General features: G+C 45.6%; 15 protein-coding genes. 6 read left to right on the top strand and 9 right to left on the bottom strand.

The features are described 5' to 3' along the window. Positions 1 to 13: 13 nt before the first annotated feature. Positions 14 to 1,861 (bottom strand): molecular chaperone HtpG, encoded by a 1,848-nt coding sequence (htpG, locus tag HHL16_RS17360; protein WP_169426522.1) that lies wholly within the window; start codon positions 1,859 to 1,861, stop codon positions 14 to 16. A gap of 841 nt (positions 1,862 to 2,702) precedes the next feature. Between htpG and rpsF the strand changes: the two genes are divergently transcribed. The 6 genes from rpsF (at position 2,703) to HHL16_RS17330 (ending at position 7,612) form a co-directional block, all read left to right on the top strand. Then, positions 2,703 to 3,059, top strand: coding sequence for a 30S ribosomal protein S6 (gene rpsF, locus HHL16_RS17355; RefSeq protein ID WP_169426520.1), 357 nt, complete (start codon positions 2,703 to 2,705; stop codon positions 3,057 to 3,059). Positions 3,060 to 3,064: 5 nt separating this feature from the next. Next, entirely contained in the window at positions 3,065 to 3,331 is a 267-nt protein-coding gene (gene rpsR / locus HHL16_RS17350; RefSeq protein ID WP_169426518.1) for a 30S ribosomal protein S18, read from the top strand. A gap of 5 nt (positions 3,332 to 3,336) precedes the next feature. After that, complete coding sequence (gene rplI, locus HHL16_RS17345) at positions 3,337 to 3,783, top strand: 50S ribosomal protein L9 (RefSeq protein WP_169426516.1); 447 nt, start codon at positions 3,337 to 3,339, stop codon at positions 3,781 to 3,783. 507 nt (positions 3,784 to 4,290) lie between these two features. Next, positions 4,291 to 4,662, top strand: coding sequence for an RNA-binding protein (locus HHL16_RS17340; RefSeq protein WP_206022487.1), 372 nt, complete (start codon positions 4,291 to 4,293; stop codon positions 4,660 to 4,662). Positions 4,663 to 5,324: 662 nt separating this feature from the next. After that, on the top strand, positions 5,325 to 6,704 hold the full coding sequence (locus tag HHL16_RS25345; RefSeq protein WP_169426514.1) for an HAD-IB family phosphatase: 1,380 nt from the start codon (positions 5,325 to 5,327) through the stop codon (positions 6,702 to 6,704). Between the two features lie 38 nt (positions 6,705 to 6,742). Continuing rightward, positions 6,743 to 7,612, top strand: a complete 870-nt coding sequence (locus HHL16_RS17330; RefSeq protein ID WP_169426512.1) for a universal stress protein — start codon at positions 6,743 to 6,745, stop codon at positions 7,610 to 7,612. Positions 7,613 to 7,667: 55 nt separating this feature from the next. Here HHL16_RS17330 and HHL16_RS17325 read toward each other — a convergent pair whose 3' ends face one another. From HHL16_RS17325 to HHL16_RS17290, 8 genes are all read right to left on the bottom strand, one after another. Further along, positions 7,668 to 8,540 (bottom strand): SAM-dependent methyltransferase, encoded by an 873-nt coding sequence (locus HHL16_RS17325; RefSeq protein WP_169426510.1) that lies wholly within the window; start codon positions 8,538 to 8,540, stop codon positions 7,668 to 7,670. Between the two features lie 202 nt (positions 8,541 to 8,742). Continuing rightward, the gene (locus HHL16_RS17320; protein ID WP_169426508.1) at positions 8,743 to 10,107 is read right to left on the bottom strand and encodes a DUF1080 domain-containing protein; all 1,365 of its coding nucleotides are present in this window, start codon (positions 10,105 to 10,107) and stop codon (positions 8,743 to 8,745) included. Between the two features lie 13 nt (positions 10,108 to 10,120). Further along, positions 10,121 to 11,326 (bottom strand): Gfo/Idh/MocA family oxidoreductase, encoded by a 1,206-nt coding sequence (locus HHL16_RS17315; RefSeq protein ID WP_169426507.1) that lies wholly within the window; start codon positions 11,324 to 11,326, stop codon positions 10,121 to 10,123. 47 nt (positions 11,327 to 11,373) lie between these two features. Next, positions 11,374 to 12,378 carry an FAD:protein FMN transferase gene (locus HHL16_RS17310; protein WP_169426505.1) on the bottom strand — a complete coding sequence of 335 codons (1,005 nt, stop codon included), beginning with the start codon at positions 12,376 to 12,378 and terminating at the stop codon, positions 11,374 to 11,376. 86 nt (positions 12,379 to 12,464) lie between these two features. After that, a complete protein-coding gene (locus tag HHL16_RS17305; RefSeq protein ID WP_169426503.1) occupies positions 12,465 to 13,289 on the bottom strand; it encodes a DUF3575 domain-containing protein in 825 nt (274 codons plus the stop codon). 165 nt (positions 13,290 to 13,454) lie between these two features. Next, a complete protein-coding gene (locus HHL16_RS17300; protein WP_169426502.1) occupies positions 13,455 to 14,153 on the bottom strand; it encodes a class I SAM-dependent methyltransferase in 699 nt (232 codons plus the stop codon). After that, a complete protein-coding gene (locus HHL16_RS17295; RefSeq protein WP_277349391.1) occupies positions 14,146 to 14,862 on the bottom strand; it encodes a glycosyltransferase in 717 nt (238 codons plus the stop codon). The genes HHL16_RS17300 and HHL16_RS17295 overlap by 8 nt, the downstream gene beginning before the upstream one ends. 3 nt (positions 14,863 to 14,865) lie before the next feature. Continuing rightward, on the bottom strand, positions 14,866 to 16,362 hold the full coding sequence (locus HHL16_RS17290; protein ID WP_169426500.1) for a DUF6056 family protein: 1,497 nt from the start codon (positions 16,360 to 16,362) through the stop codon (positions 14,866 to 14,868). Positions 16,363 to 16,640: the final 278 nt, after the last annotated feature.

The following is a 16,640-nucleotide window of genomic DNA, read 5'->3' as shown; positions in this document are numbered from 1 at the left end:
TTTCATTATTTAATTATGCTTCGCTCTTCAGCAGATCAACACTTCGGTTGATGAAGCTGGTGAGTTCCGTGCCTTTCAGCAATCCCTGGCTGAGCAGTGCAAGATCCGCCAGATTGCGCGTCATCTTTTCCTGTTTGCCTGCATCGGCTGTTGCCAGCACCTGCTGATAGATGGGGTGATTGCCATTAACAGTGAGCGTTACTTCGTCCGGCATATTTGCGTAGAAGCTTCCCATTGGTCCGCTCATGGCAGCCATATCTTTCATGCGGCGCATGAACTCCGGGCGTGTAGCCAGCACCGGTGGTGCATCGGCGCTCAGTCCTTTGAATTCTACAGTCACCTGCAGATTGGCTGGTTTTATTTCGAAGAGATTCTTCAGTGTGCTCTGCTCCGACTCAGTGAGCACCATGCTGGTATTCTCCTGTTTGTCGATCAGGTTATCGGTGATGTCTGCATCAACACGATTGAAATGGATATCGTTCCATTTGCCTTCCATCTGATTGATGAAACTTGCATCGATCAGTGTATCGAGCTTCACAACGATATACCCTTTCGCTTCCGCGGCTTTGATGTATGCATCCTGCTGCACAGTATCAGTGGTGTAAAGAATCACCAGCTTTCCTTCTTTGTTCTTCTGCAATGTTTCTGCTGCGAGACGATATTCTTCGAGCGTGTAGAACTTGCTGCCATCCGCTGTTTGGAAGAGATGGAACTTGTTGGCTTTATCGAGGAATTTATCATCCGTCATCATTCCGTATTTCACAAACAGCGCAAGGCTGTCCCATTTCTCTTCGAATGATGCGCGTTCGTTTTTGAAGATCTCTTCGAGCTTATCCGCCACTTTCTTGGTGATGTGGTTGTTGATCTTCTTCACATTCGGATCGCCCTGCAGGTAACTTCTGCTCACGTTGAGCGGAATGTCCGGAGAGTCGATCACACCCTGCAGCAGCATCAGAAACTCAGGCACGATATCCTTCACTTCGTCGGTAACGAACACCTGATTGGCGTAGAGCTGAATCTTATCTTTCTGAATTTCGTAGTTCTGTTTGATCTTGGGGAAATACAGAATACCGGTGAGGTTGAAAGGATAATCCACATTCAGATGGATCCAGAATAAAGGCAACTCATTATAAGGATAGAGTTCCTTGTAGAAATTCTGATAATCTTCTGTAGTCAGCTCCGATGGCTTCTTCACCCATGCAGGCTGTGTGTTGTTGATCGGAGTTGGATTTTCTTCTTTCTCTTTTCCTTCGAAGAAAATAGGAACAGGAAGGAAACGGCAGAATCTTTTCAGTACAGACTCGATGCGGATATCATCGAGAAACTCTTTGCTCTCTTCATTTACATGCAATACGATATCGGTACCACGTTGTTCTTTCTCTGTTTCTTCGAGCGTGTACTCTGGACTTCCATCGCACTCCCAACGAACCGCTTTGCTGCCTTCGCGGAAGCTTTTTGTGAAGATCTCTACTCTGTCGCTCACCATGAAAGCGGAATAGAATCCTAATCCGAACTTACCGATGATATTGTTTTCGTTTTGTCCTTTGTATTTGTTCACGAACTCTTCTGCGCCGGAGAAAGCCACCTGATTGATGTATTTCTCTACTTCGTCGGCAGTCATGCCGAGGCCGCGGTCGGAGATGGTGATGGTTTTGTTCTCGGTATCCAGTTTCACTTCGATCTTCAGCTCGCCGAGTTCGCCTTTGGCTTCGCCGATTGAGCTGAGGGTTTTGAGTTTCTGAGTGGCGTCTACGGCGTTGCTGATCAATTCGCGGAGGAAAATGTCGTGATCGCTGTAGAGGAACTTTTTGATAATGGGAAAAATGTTCTCGGTTTGTACCCTGATCGATCCTTTTTGCATAGTAGGAGAAAATTTTTTTTCAAGGTACCAAAAGAAGTGCCATTGCGGGGCGGGAGGTAAAATTGTCAGTTTGCAGATGGGGAGGATGTATGGGTTGATTTGTTTTTGCGGGGCTCAGTGGGTGATGCGTGTCCAGTCCGAGGAATGTGCCGGGGAGGGGTTGACTCCGGTGGGCATTTGAATGGAGGATTGAGCGGCAGTACGGGGTTGAGCTGCTGTGCAACACATTCCAAGGTCCTGAACGCGCATCCCCACATGAGCCCCTGCCCGCTGAAACTGACGGATTTTTTGGAGGGTGAGTAAGGAGAGGGTGGTCTCGCGTTGGGTTTGCGACAAGGGATTCATGAGAATGTTGATGGTTCGATCGATGGGAAGTTCTGGCAGTTTGGGAATGAGACTGGGAAGGTTTCTGGAAATATTGACGGATGCCTGAATGATGGAGAACTGAAAAGAGTTGGGTGAGATGATGGTTGTGTTTAGATAAAGGATATGGGAAGAAGTTGAGGTTAAGGTTGATGGCGATGGTCCATGAAATTTGGCGCGATAGTTACCGGGAGGCGTGTAGGAAGATGATCCGATGGATGGATTAACTTTGCGCCGGATTTGGGGGTATGTTGTTGTGGTTTGGCATTGTTAGTTTTACCAGGCCGGGTTTTGAAGTGATTTACTTGTCTGATTTACAAGGGGGTACGATTGGCGCTTATTCCTCAAAACTTTTCCCGTTGGGGCTTTTGTGGGAAAGCAGAATGTATGTATCTTTGCAGCCCCTTAGCCGATTGAGAAATCAGGCGGGTAAAGGGAAAGAACAATTTTCACAATATTTAAAAACTAAACAGGGATCATGAACAATTACGAATTGATGGTGATTTTTACCCCTGTGCTTTCTGATGACGATTTCAAAGCGGCTCAGAAAAAATACACCGACTTCATTAAAGAGAATGGCGGTGCTGTTGTGCACGAAAATCCCTGGGGTCTGAAATCACTGGCGTATCCGATCCAGAAGAAAACCACAGGCTTGTACTGGGTTCTGGAATATCAGGCGCCATCCACCTTCAATGAGCAGTTTAAAATTCAGATGCTCCGTGACGAGAACATTCTCCGTCACATGTTCACTGCACTCGATAAATACGCCGTCGAGTACAATGGTAAAAAGAGAAGTGGTGTACCAACAGGAACTGAAAAAGCAATCGAGGGTTAATCATCATGGCAAAAGCAAATGAGATAAAATACCTGACGGCCATCAAAACCGAGAAACCAAAGAAGAAATTCTGCCGTTTCAAGAAGTATGGTATCAAGTATATCGATTATAAGGACGCAGAGTTCCTGAAGAAATTCCTGAATGAACAAGGCAAGATGCTGCCCCGTCGCATTACCGGTAACTCTCTGAAGTACCAGCGTAAAGTGGCTCAGGCTGTGAAAAAAGCCCGCCAGATGGCTTTGTTGCCGTATGTAACTGACCTTTTAAAATAGACACCATGGACATTATACTCATACAAGACGTAGATAACTTAGGTGCCAAAAACGAGGTAGTTAAAGTACGCAACGGATACGCCCGCAACTTTCTGATTCCGCAAAAATTTGCGGTTGAAGCAAGTTCATCCAATCTGAAACAACTGGAAGAAAGGATGAAGATCGTTCGCAAGAAAGAAGAGATCATGCTGGCAGCTATCAAGGAAGTAATTGCTAAACTGAAAGATGGTGTGCTGAAAATCGGAGCTAAATCCGGTACCAGCGGCAAAATCTTCGGTAGCGTAACTTCTCTTCAGATCAGCCGCGCTATCCGCGAGCAGAAAGGATATGAGATCGATCGCAAGAAGATCTCTATCGTTGACGAAGTGAAAGAACTGGGCACTTACAAAGCCACTATCGATTTCGGCAACGGTCAAAGTACCGAAGTTGAATTTGAAGTTGTAGCTGAGTAATCTTACAGTCTGCAGATATTGAAAGGGCGCTGAATCAGCGCCCTTTTTTATTGATTTCGATTACCTGTACCCGATACACTTCAATGCCATTTATCCGCCCTCCTGCTACCAGTAAGCCGCTCTTGCGGCTCTGCAATTGTCATTGCTGCGTCAGATTTTTTGCAGGTTTTTCTGCGCCGGAAACCATATTATCTGCCCATCACTTCAACATTCTCATTCTCCCGCTCCAAACCGATGCAGCAGCAGCGCCCGTTTGTCGGGAAACCACATTGCCATCGTCCTAAAATGCTGGTTACCCGAAACATATCGCAATTTCTTCAAATGCTTATCCCTTCTGAATTTGCTCGTATTTTTTTTTGGTAAATCAAATTATTTCTTATCTTCATGTATGGTTAATGAAGTAGTTCTCATGTTCTGAAGTGCTTTACCTGTTATTCCGGTTTCCTCAGTTCATTGCAGCAACTTGCATCATTATCTTTTTTCAGAACATCTAAAATTATTGTTACAATGAACATTTACGTAGGGAACCTTTCCTGGCAAATGACCGACGACGATCTGAGAACCTTATTCGAACAGTATGGTTCTGTTACTTCTGCAAAAATCGTAAAGGACAAAGCCAGTGGTCGCAGCAAAGGCTTCGGTTTCGTTGAAATGCCTGAAGATTCAGAAGCTCAGAATGCACTCACCAGCCTGTACGAATCAGAAGTACTCGGCAGAAAGATCATCGTTAACGAAGCTCAACCTAAACCACAGAATGGTGGTGGCGGCGGCGGCGGCTTCAAGAAAAGAAGCTTCGGCGGCGGCTCTGGCGGCGGCGGCGGCTACAAAAAAGGCGGCTTCAACAGAGGCGGCGGCGGCGGTTACAACAGGGATTTCTAATCAACTCAACTAATCGCTTTTTACAACATAAATCTCCTGCCAATTGGCAGGAGATTTTTTTTAGATCAATCAGTAGTAACGTTGTTGAATAACCGAAAAATGCATTCATCCCTCATTTGCCGATTTTTCCGCTTATTCGATTTACAAATAACGAATGTGCATCAACTGGCATTAAAAGCGCTGATTTTGCCTCTAATGCCTTGCAGCGATGCATCAATTCCCATAGTGATACAGCATTCAATATTTTGAATCGTTACCCCTTTGCAGCACAACTGCCTGCAGTTTCATTTCTCTGCCATTTTTTCTTCAGTCCCGTTTCCGCATCCACCTAAACTGTATCTTAGGGACAGCAATAAAATATCCCGGTATTTCTCACCGCTCTGTTATCTTTTTTATTACCCCGGTTTAATAGGTTTTTAATGCTGTTTTAACGCCACACAAAGGTTGGGGCTGCATATTACCACGGAGCCTGTTTCAGGCTCTCAGCACTCAGGAGAACATATCCACAATTGATGTAAAATTTACCGTATTCACCGGGTTAAGGCACGGCTTTTGTCATAACTTCCCTGCAACAGCCATCCCTCACAAAACCCTTCGGCAGGAACTACCAATCAAGTGCAGAAAGATCAATTCAAACCGTAGTAAAATAAAAGGAGGTACTTGTGCTAACTGTAATTATCCCGGTATTAAATGAAGAGAATACTATCGAGAATGTAGTGAGATTTTGTCTCAGCCATCCACTCGTATCTGAAGTAATTGTGGTGGATGATAAATCTGAGGACAAAACGCCACAAATCGCAGCAGCTGCCGGCGCAAAAGTGATCACCAGTCAGGTGAGAGGAAAAGGTATTTCCATGAAAGACGGCATTGAACAGGCTACACAGGACCTGATTGTTTTTCTCGATGGAGATATCGATCCCTACCCCGAAGAAACTATCACACATCTTACCGAACCTCTGGTGCTCAATGAAGCTGATTTTGTAAAAGGAAGTTTTGCCCGCAATGCCGGCCGTGTTACCGAACTCGTAGCAAAACCATTGCTCAATATTTTCTATCCCGGTCTCTCCCACTTCTCTCAGCCATTGAGCGGAATGATAGCAGGAAAAAAATCGTTCTTCAGCAAAATAGATTTCTTCAACGATTATGGTGTTGATATCGGCATACTCATAGATATGTACCTGATGAAAGCGCGCATCCGCGAAATCAATATCGGTTATATCGAAAATAAAAGCAAACCCTGGCAGGCGCTGGGCAAGATGAGTAAAGAAGTGAGCCGCGCCATCATCACCAAAGCACAACGCCAGCATCCTGAAGAGATCAGTGAAGAAGATATTCATTCGCTCGAAGCCATCAACAGTGAAATGAATAAAACGCTCAAAGAAAAATTGTGCGGCTTTCACAAGATGGCCATCTTCGATATGGACGATACGATTCTCAAAGGACGCACCATCGACGAATGTGCCAGGCAATTCGGATTCACCGCTAAACTCGAAGATCTCCGCGCACAGGAACGCGATCCTATCATTCTTACCAAGCGGATCGGTCTGCTGCTGAAAGGCCGCACCATCGACGATCTGCTGAATGTTGCAGCCGGCATTGAAATGATCAGCGATATCAAAGAAGTGATTGCAGAACTGAAGGCTAGGGGTTATATCATCGGCATCATCAGCAACAGCTATACGCTTATCACCAATTATGTGAAACAACAGATCGGCGCAGATTTCACCTATGCCAATCAACTCGAATTCTTCGATGGGAAAGTTACAGGAGAAGTGAATCTTCCCTCCTATTTCTTCGGATCACCGGAAAGCCCATGCGGGCATGCTTATTGCAAAACGAATGCCCTGCAGCATGCCTGTGATAAATATAATGTGCAACTGAAAAACTGCATCGTTGTTGGCGATAGCCGCGACGACAGATGCATGATCGGCCACGGCGGAAAAGGCGTTTCGTTCCGCACCAAAGACGAATTGCTGAAAACCATCGCCGGCACAAATATCATGGAAGAAAGTTTTCAGAGCCTGCTGGAACTGGCGGATTAATTTGACTAACTGTTTTTTAAACCTTAAAAAGAACGCTTATGCCGAAGACTCTTTACAATATCCTGGTTCCTGTTGATTTCACCAGCAAGAACAAATGGGCCATCAGCAAAGCCATCGAACTGGCCAATACATTTCATTGCAATGTGCACCTGGTGCATGTTTCAAACGGAGGACTGATGCCGCTGATGCCACTCGACATGAGCATGATGATGCCTTCGTACGATTCGGCAGACCTCACCAACGCCAGAAAAAAACTGGAGAACCTGCGCAATGTTTACAGGAACCATCTCTGCGGAGGCGGCAATATAGAGATCAGTCTACTGCGCGGAAATCCCAGTCAGCAACTCGCAGACTATATCGAAAAGTTCCAGATGGATATGGTAGTGGTTGGTTTGGCAAGATTCAATCTGCTGCACCGCATTCTGTCTACAGTTTCCATCAGCAGGCTCGCAAGAAAAACAAATGTGCCTGTACTGGCTATTCGCTCAAGCGGACTGGTAAGTCATTTCAAGAAGATCGTGCTGCCGCTTACGGATAATTTGCCACTGCATCGCATCAAGCTGGCCACCATGCTCGCACGTTCTTTCAAATCTACCGTGTACCTCGTTTCATTGAAAGACGAAAGCAATAAACACAATACAGCAAATGGACTCATGGATACTGCACTCGAAGTGATCCAGAGCCTCAGCACCATTCCTGTACAATGTTTTATTCTCGAAGGGAAGAATCTTGCGAAGAGTACACTCGAATTTTCAAAACGCATCAATGCAGATCTGATAATGGCCAATCCACTGAAGGAATTTCATATGCCCGGATGGTGGAACCGGATCACCAGAAAAATATTATCCTACGGCTCAAGGATCCCTGTGATCACCGACAGCCGCAGTGAAACCAAATCTGCTTTTTAAGTAGTTGTTTTTAGGGTTTAATTGGCCGCGCCTGTTTAGGCGGGGCTTTTCTTTTTTAGTCCCGTTCTGCCATGGCAACACGGTAGAATTCATATCCACGCTCCGGTCGTTCCGGCATATAGATATCGCGGTACTCCACCGCACCTTTGTCTTCGATCAATGTGCAATGATACTTTTCAAGATACTGGGGAAGATCTTCGGGATACCAGCCGAAAGTCCAGCGTTCTTCGATATTCGCCAGATCGTTCAGCAGTTTTTCTCCGCCGAAAAAAGAATGGGGTTCGTCGAGCATCTGCTGATGAACATATGTGAAGATGATATAGGAACCGGATGCAAATTTTTCAAAGAATGCGAAAGTGCCTGCCACTGCTTTATCGGTGAGGTAATTGCTTACTCCTTCCCAGATAAAAGTTGTGGGGAGACTCATGTCGATATTGCGTGTATGGGCGAGATCTTCCAGACTTTGTTCGTTGAAGTCCATCTGATAGAAACGTGTGTTCTGCGGGAGGTTTCCCATTTCGCTCTGAATAGCACCCAGCTTCTGTTTGGCAGTGTTGGGGTGATCTATTTCGATGATATTGGTATTGTGCAGAAAATCGAGCCGCATGGCTCTTGTATCGAAACCAGCGCCCAGCATTATCACCTGCTTTACTCCTTTGTCGATGGTGCTTTTCAGCAGATCGTCGATATACCTGGTTCTGGCAACGCCGGAACTAAGCCCGCCGGGTATGCGTTTGTGCGCGATCCGGTGAATGATCTTTCTGGCAAATGGGATGGTGGAAAGATTGATCCATCTCCTTAGTCCATTATCTAGAAAGAATCTGGCATAAGGATCATTGAACAATCTTTTGTCTGCCGGCCTTGTAGATTCAAGTGCTCTGAAGAAAGCCATGTATTGAGCAGTGCGGCTGGCTTTGTCTACTTTCATGTGCTTTCGTTTGAGTAACAAAATAATCAATTGCCGGAAGAGCGCCAAAACAGAAAAAGGAGTTGCTGACATTCAACCATTTCCTTGCCGTTATCGTTATTTGCTGCCGGATAATCGATGGTGTGTCAACAGTTTCCGGACTCCTCCAATAAAAAAGTGCCGGTATAAAACCGGCACCTAACGTTAATGAACATACTAAATATTACAATTTCCTGATCTTGATGCTTCTGAAGCTTACAGCATCACCATGATCCTGCAGCAGAATATGCCCCTTTGGCGCTTCACCAAAGTTTGGCCATACTTTGTACTTGCTGAGGGCTACCAGTTGACGAAATGCTTCTGAACCGCGATCGTATTCCAGCACTTTCAATCCATTGAGATAATGCTCCACATGATTGTTGGGATAAACGATGAGACGGGCTGTATTCCAGTTGCCGGGCTGCTTTACAAATCTTTCCGGTTTTACTGCCGTGATGAGATCGTACAACGATGCAAGTGTGCGGTTGCCATCTCTTCCCAGTTTGGCGTCGGGATGAACTTTATCGTCGAGCATCTGGTATTCGAGGCCGATAGCTGAACCTTTGTTGTTTTCTGAAAGAGTAACGAAATATTTCAAACCACTGTTGGCTCCGGTAGTGAGCTTAAAATCCCAGGAGATATCGAAGGCGCTGTATTGATCGAGTGTTACGATATCTCCGCCGTTGGTAGATTCTTTGCCGTCGGAACCGAGTACGCGCAATTCACCATCTTTCACTTCCCATCCCTTTTCGGGGAAACCGGGCTTGTACGCGCCTTTCCAGCCGTTGGTAGTTTTTCCATCGAACAATAATTTCCAGCCGCTCTTCTTTTCATACTCCGTAAGGGTATTGGGAATGGCATTGTACACGTAGATGTCTTTGGGAAATGGCGTGGATTTCAGCCCGGAGGTTTTGATACGGATATTCTTCCAAAAGATCTTCTTTCCTGCCTGGGATTCATTTTTGATGGCATGCACCTGCAACGCGATAAAGCCGGATGCATCCACTGTATCGATCATATAGGCACAGGGAATACCGTTCACCCATGTTTTGATTTCATGCCCGATGGCTTCGATGCGGAACTTGTTCCATTCGCCGTTTCTGAAAGCTGGTTGCGCCTGTTTGTTGAGTGAGAGTGCGTAAAGCCATTCTCTTCTACCTTCGTCGTAAATGCCTCCGGTCCATTTGCGGGAAGAAGGATCTACATCGAGCTGATAGCCAAATACACGGCCCGCGCCATTGTTCCCTTCCGGATTGATATGACTGCGGAATTGAATACCGCTGTTGCTGGTAGTGTCTTCCATGAACATATCCATTTCGAGAATAAAGTCTCCGTATACTTTCTCCGTCATCAGAAAAGTATTGGGAGAATTGGGAACGGTAATGCCTGTGATAGCTCCATTCTCGATCCGGTATTCGGCCTTGCCCAGTTTTTTCCAGCCATCGAGCGATTTGCCATCGAAGAGACTGGTCCATCCTTTTTCAGACGATTGGGCATTGGCTGCTGAAATGCTTAGTACAGCAAGGGCTAATTGAAGTATCTTTTTCATGTCAACAACAGTATTAGGTTGAAAAGTTGAATGCAGGTTTCCATTGTCTTACAGAATGCGCATATGCCGCATCGTTAGCAAGATGCACACATACGGCTGTGGTAGCTCCTGTGATTACGTTCGACGCTGGTATTTGTTTCTCTGTTATGCATTTATGAAAATCTTTAAGTGCGTACCAGGTTCCATCTTTCCCTTTTTCTTTGAGAATGGGAATTCCACCGTCGGTATTCCACTCGATCTTAGTGGCTCCGCTCACACCGTCCACCGTTTGCAATTCCTTTCTGGTGGCGGGTTCCGGATAGAATACGCCTTCGTTCACCAACAGGCTTACAGTACCTTTGGTTCCTTTTAGTTTGAAGATATATCCTTCGCGTGCATTGGCGCAGGTTGCACCGAAGTTTCCGATCATATTGCCCTGATTGTAGCGAAGCACAACCTGCACATTGTCGTAGGTCTCTCTTCCGTCTTTGTAGAAATCGATACCACCGGTACCCATCACTTCATCGGGATGCGTGTTGAATGCCCAGTTTACGAAATCGATCTGGTGCGAAAGCAGCTCGGCTACGAGTCCGCCGGAATAAGCTTTGTACATTCTCCAGTTAACCTGTTTGTCTGTGTATCCATCAGGTACGGGGCGTCGCCAGTTCCAGTTTCTGTCCCAACGGCAATCTATATGCGTAACTTTTCCGAGGTATCCTTTTTCTATCATTTCCTTCACTCTGAAATAAAGCGGCACGTACCTGTATTGATGACCTACCTGCAATACCTGCTTTGCATGTTTTTTGGAGAGCGCCACCAGCTGCTGCGCTTCGGAGATATTGTAGGTCATGGTTTTTTCGAGAAACACATGCTTGCCTGCGGCCAGAGCATGGGCGGCGATGGGATAGTGCATGTTGAGCGGAGTAGCAATGATCACGGCATCTACATTGGTATCTTCGAGCAGTTGACGATGATCTTTGTAAGTCTTCACATCATCGCTTACTTCTTTCTGCATTTGTGCAAGGCGGAAGTCGAGTATGTCGCAGATGGCAGTTACTTTGAACTGTTCGGGAAGATCTTTCATTACGTGAAGCAATCCCCTTCCCCTGTCTCCGCATCCGATGAAACCGATATTGATGGTTTGTCGCAACCGGCTGCTGTAGGCGGCCATGAGTTGATGATGAAGAAGCAGGCCACCTGAAAGTATACCGGCCTGACGGAGAAATGTTCTTCTGCTCATAGTAGATGTTTCAGAACTATTAAAAATAACCGGCTCCGTTGCCGGACTCATTCAACGATCTTCCATTTTTCGAAACCGGCGGTACCAGTATCGGCGATGCTGCCATCCTGTTTTCTGTAAATGAAATATGCTTCGAGTTCGGGATGATGCTGCAAAAATGCGAATGCCTGCTTCAGTCCCATTGCCATCAGCGCATTGTCGTATGCATCTGCAGTGATGGCTTTTTTTGCAAGAACGGTAACGCTGATCAATTGATTCTGCACCGGATAACCGGTTCTTGCATCGATGATATGCGTAATCTTTTTCCCATCCGATTCATAGAACTTGCGATAGCTTCCGGAGGTGGTGATGGCTCCATCACCGGGAGCAATCACTTGCTGCAGCATAGCTGGCTGAAATTCATTATCGCCGGGAGCTTCGATACCGATTTGCATTTTTTCACCACCAGGATATTTTCTTCCCCTGAGTCTGATCTCGCCTCCAAGCTCGATGATGTAATCCGTTATGCCGCGCTGTTCGAGCAGGTCTGCGAGTACATCAACACTGTATCCCTGTGCTATGCCGTTGACATCGATTTTCACGCAGGGTTGCTGCTTGCAGAGTCTGCTGCCTCTGAAGGATAAATATCGGGAATTGACGCAAGCTCTGAGTTGCTGAATCATAAAGGAATCTGGCAATTCAGTAACCTTTTTTGTACCAAATCCCCAGGCCTGCACAACAGGATAAATGGTGATGTCGAAAATACCATTGGTGGCTGCATAAGTCTGCAAAGCAGCTTCCACCACATTGCTGAGATGAATGTCGGATTCAATGCAGTCGGAGGCATCATTGAAGCGGCTGATGCGTGAGTATGGTTTGTAGATGGAAAGTGAACTGTCGAGTTGTTGCAGTGTGCTGTCGATCGATTGAAAAGACAGAATGCTGTCAGTTGAATAGTAAGTGATATGCCAGGTAGTGCCCTGTGCAAATCCCTGCAGCCGCCAGGCTTTCTTGGGAGCGGGGCGAACAGCTGCTACCACCAGCAACAGGCATATGACAGTGAGGCAACGCATGGTAACAAATGTAAGCTTCCTGCGAGTAAAAGAAAAGGGCTGTTCTGGTGAGAACAGCCCTGCAATTATTTTCGGGTAACGCTGGTTTAGAATCCCCAGCCGATGGTGATGCCAAGCGCTCTTGCACCAATGAAAGGCCCGTTGAGCTTGCCTTTCACGCCGTTTTCGTTCACTTCTGCTTTGATGAAATCTTTGCTCACGATATCGCCTGCGATGTCGTTGATATCATCCTGCATATCTTTTCTTTCGGCGGGTGTCATAGATCTGAGATCGCTGATGCCATCGATATTGCCGGTAGTTTTTCCGTAGTGAGCACCTACGATGTAGATATCAATAAAGAGGTTTTTCGCAACAGTGAACTGACCACCGATCAGCAGGCCACCACCGAATCCGTTGGCATTGCCGTGGATGAGCATGCGATAGTCTTTCCCATTAGATCTGAAGCTATAGTCGTAGTCGAGTTTGAAATTGCCATAGCGCCCGTAGAGCTCGGCGTAGATGCCTTTTGCGCCAGCGCGGCTACCGGTGTAGAAACGAACTCCGGCAGTGATGGCGGTGTTGCTTGTAGCGAGGGCTTCGATATCTTTTCCATCTTCGTCTGCGATATCGAGAATGGTTTTGCCAAGCATTGTACTGGTGATCTTAGTTTTGGGCATGTAGCGGAAACTGCCGATAACAGAGATCTTGCGGCCAACCAATCGCTCGTAAGATACGGCGTAGTTGTTCAATGCCAGAGAAGTGAGATTTACTTTCACGATGTTTCTGGAGTAATCGAACCATTTGGACGATTTTTTGGCAGGCTTGCCAACAGTAGTGTCGGATGCGAATGAGTCGGAAGAAACAGCAACCGTTTGGGCAAAAGACGATACGGAGAGGCCAATAACAGCCATGAGGGTAAAGATGATTTTCATCAGAGGGACTTTGATTTTGGGGTTAAGTTTTGATTGTGCGCCGCCAAGATACAGCAAACACTGTAACGTAAAAAACCAATGGTGCAGTATGCAGTATTTTTAATGCAGGCAGCAGAAAAAATACCGGGAAACCATTAATTCAACTGATGAAGGGGCAGAAATGCATCATTGAAGATAGCCGGTGTACACCCAGTCTCCATCGATATTGGTACAGGTGTAATTGCTCATGTTGATGAGTGAAGTGAGCAGTTCTTTTTCCGGAAAGAAATTGATATGTTCATCGAGCGTGTAGTAGAAATAGCGCTGTTTGGGCGTGATCACTATCAATTTCTTTTTTGCAATTCTTTTAAGCTCATGTACCAGCTGATCAGCTTCATAGATATGTTCGATGGTATGTGTACAAACAACAAGGTCGAATGATCTATCGGGGATTGGAAGATTCTTTGCATCGGCTTTGGTGAAGGGAAATTCTGCAACGCCGGCATGCTCCACAAAATCTGCACCATGCAATTGAAGGTTCGGATAATGTTTGTGCAGCAACTTCAGCAGATAACCTTTACCACAACCAATATCCAGCACGGAAGCAATATCAGGTGTGCACTGATCGATGATGAACTTCAGACCGTTCGGAGAAATATCCGTTGGCCGGTTGGTTGAAACAGATTGAATGTTCTCATAGAATTGCTGCAATTCTGCGGGCGTCCATTTGAAGTAGTTCTTTTTGAAATCCATCGCTGCAGCGATATTATGGCCGCGGTAGGCATAGTAATAGAAAGGATACATGAACCACTTGCTGTTCCTGATGAAGGAAGGCATGCATTCATCCATGATGAAGCGGATGCGGTTGGTCCATTTTCTATTCATCGATTGTATATTTCCTGCGGGCGTTGTTCAATTTTATTTGGAACAGGCTGAAAAGCATTACCAGTCCGTCTTTGAATACATTTACCGAGCTCCCCTCCTGTTCAAATACATGCACTGGAATTCTGTGAACAGGGATCTGATTTCTTTGCGCGATGTACAGCAATTCAACATCGAAGGAAAAGCCATTGAGAGTAATTCTTTCAAACATGGCTTTGGCAATTTTCGCATGGAATCCTTTGATGCCACACTGGCTGTCGGTAATTCCTTTTACGTAAAAGCGATTGATGATGGAAGATAGAATGCGGCTGCCGGCTTTTCTGAGCACTACAGTTTCTTTTGCATATTTTGATCCGGGTAAAGTTCTGTCTCCAATAACAATCGGATGTTGCTGCAATGCCAGCATCATATTTTCAATCACCTGCAGTTCAAACGGAAAGTCGCCATCCATGAAAATAATGCAATCGCCACTGGCGGCCAGCACTCCTTTTCTAACAGCATTTCCTTTGCCGGCATTGGGATCATTTCGAAGGTAACCACAGTTGTGTTGCGCTGCAATGGCTCTGATCTCATCTTTCATTACCGATCCATCATCGACAATCAGAATTTCGTAGGTACACGGCTGATTATTCAATACATCGTGCAATGCAGTGAGTCCGTCACTGAGCATTGAGATACGATTATAAACAGGTAAAACGATACTGAATTTCATTGATTAACGATGTACTCTTTTTGATTCGTCCAATCCTCTTCGCAGATACCTGGCATTTCCTGCAACAAGGGTATCGATACCGTAGTATTCTGCGTAAGCAAATGCATGTTCTTCAGAAAAGGGTTCATCTTTAAAATAAGCAAAAGATGGGGGTAGTTTAAATTCTTCCTGTACAAATCTGCTCTTTCCTTTATAGCGAAGCTGGAGCTGTTCATTTACTGCTTCGCTGTAAGGCAGTATCACAGCGGTTTTCAGGCCATTGTGTTTTGCCGTTTCCATAGCTTCAACCCGTTGATTCAATACAGTTGCATGAACAGGCAACAGCATCAGATTGCTGATCACATCTTTGAAAAACGATGAGCCGAGCAATGCTATCAGAAAGAGGGAGCAATATACAGTGTTGGCTTTATGATAGTTTGTACGGATATAATTCAGCAGACCTGCGAACCTGAAACTGTTCATGATTATGATCCACCAGCAACCAATGAGGGTAATGCAAATGAGGATATTGATTGCACGGGGAGGAATTACATTATTGGCCAGCTGCCGGATCAACAGATCGAAACATAACAGTAATGCGACGAGTGTGAGCAGTTCAACAATCCAGTTGGTTCTTTTGGTTTTGAAGAACTCAACGATACGAGGGTTCAGTTGTGTACAGGCAATGATTACTCCTGCGCAGCTGATATAGAACAGTGGATTGGTAAGCAAAACAAGTATCAGTTTGAATGTGCGGAATACCGATCCGGTGAGGGATATGATCAGAGATTGTGTGGCCCCGTAATGATTGGTACGTTCCAGGTTTCCCGGCATAGAAAGCACTATTGCAGCCATCAGAAAAGTGACTGCAAAAATGAGGATGAACTGCTGAGGGATCCTGTGTTTGGAAGCAACCAGCATTGCGGCAATGAGAAAGGGAATGGCAAAGGCAAAATACATCATCACTTCATTGCAGCCTCCGAGTAAGAGAGTAAGAAGGCTGATGATAATGGCTTGCTTCCATTTATTAGAATTATTACTGAAGTAATTGATCCAGGCTGTGAGATAAAGTAAAAAAAGACTGAAAGGAAACAGATAAGTGATGCTTGTGGCGAGCCAGTAGAAATAGGTAGCTACTTCGGGAATGATAGCAAGGAAAGTGAAGTTGAGCATGCCAGAGAGCAACATTAGTGTGCTGGTGCCGGGTTGATCTGTGAGCAGATTCCGGCTTGCTACTTTCAGGAACCAGTAAGTACATACAATCGCGAAAACGATGAAGAGCAGCAGCAGCCAGGGATACCAGACAATTGATTCCGGGCCTGGTGTGATCAGGAGGAAAATAGGAATGGTTGTGTATCTGCCGTTCGACTGAGTGAGGTACCAGTGGATGGAACCGAACTGACCGAATTCTTTTTTGAGATAGGCAGGAACCAAATCGTCGAGGGCCGGGAATTGAAAGAAGCAGGAGACGATCATAGCAATGCCGATGCATGCCAAGACAAGTCCAATAAATACTTTCATTTTATTCATGTAAGCAGCCTTGAATATTGAGTGCTGGTTATGCCAATCCAAAATCTAAATATAAGGATAAAGGTTGAGTAGTTATTTTGTTGCCGGAGTGCCTATGTGTTGCAAGATCTTCGGGTTAGCATCTACTGTAGATGCATGTAGTATTCTATCTGTACGCTCTGTGATTATCTGCCTCTCTGCATAGTAGCAATATTGCATTCGATAAAGGTTGGGGAGCAGTTGCCGTGGTGTACTGTAAACCAGTGTTTGTCTGCCTCTGTGGTGTAGTT

This window comes from Pseudoflavitalea sp. G-6-1-2, assembly GCF_012927185.1.
GTDB lineage: Bacteria > Bacteroidota > Bacteroidia > Chitinophagales > Chitinophagaceae > Pseudobacter.
This window is presented reverse-complemented; position numbering and strand designations above follow the sequence as displayed.

What these genes read in the sequence shown, in the direction of transcription:
- HHL16_RS17310 (WP_169426505.1), bottom strand. Translation starts at nt 12,378, where the DNA reads ATGCGTTGCCTCACTGTCATATGCCTGTTGCTGGTGGTAGCAGCTGTT.
- HHL16_RS17300 (WP_169426502.1), bottom strand. Translation starts at nt 14,153, where the DNA reads ATGAATAGAAAATGGACCAACCGCATCCGCTTCATCATGGATGAATGC.
- HHL16_RS17325 (WP_169426510.1), bottom strand. Translation starts at nt 8,540, where the DNA reads ATGAAAGTAGACAAAGCCAGCCGCACTGCTCAATACATGGCTTTCTTC.
- HHL16_RS17290 (WP_169426500.1), bottom strand. Translation starts at nt 16,362, where the DNA reads ATGAAAGTATTTATTGGACTTGTCTTGGCATGCATCGGCATTGCTATG.
- rpsR (WP_169426518.1), top strand. Translation starts at nt 3,065, where the DNA reads ATGGCAAAAGCAAATGAGATAAAATACCTGACGGCCATCAAAACCGAG.
- HHL16_RS17330 (WP_169426512.1), top strand. Translation starts at nt 6,743, where the DNA reads ATGCCGAAGACTCTTTACAATATCCTGGTTCCTGTTGATTTCACCAGC.
- HHL16_RS17295 (WP_277349391.1), bottom strand. Translation starts at nt 14,862, where the DNA reads ATGAAATTCAGTATCGTTTTACCTGTTTATAATCGTATCTCAATGCTC.
- HHL16_RS17305 (WP_169426503.1), bottom strand. Translation starts at nt 13,289, where the DNA reads ATGAAAATCATCTTTACCCTCATGGCTGTTATTGGCCTCTCCGTATCG.
- htpG (WP_169426522.1), bottom strand. Translation starts at nt 1,861, where the DNA reads ATGCAAAAAGGATCGATCAGGGTACAAACCGAGAACATTTTTCCCATT.
- HHL16_RS17340 (WP_206022487.1), top strand. Translation starts at nt 4,291, where the DNA reads ATGAACATTTACGTAGGGAACCTTTCCTGGCAAATGACCGACGACGAT.
- rplI (WP_169426516.1), top strand. Translation starts at nt 3,337, where the DNA reads ATGGACATTATACTCATACAAGACGTAGATAACTTAGGTGCCAAAAAC.
- HHL16_RS17315 (WP_169426507.1), bottom strand. Translation starts at nt 11,326, where the DNA reads ATGAGCAGAAGAACATTTCTCCGTCAGGCCGGTATACTTTCAGGTGGC.
- HHL16_RS17320 (WP_169426508.1), bottom strand. Translation starts at nt 10,107, where the DNA reads ATGAAAAAGATACTTCAATTAGCCCTTGCTGTACTAAGCATTTCAGCA.
- rpsF (WP_169426520.1), top strand. Translation starts at nt 2,703, where the DNA reads ATGAACAATTACGAATTGATGGTGATTTTTACCCCTGTGCTTTCTGAT.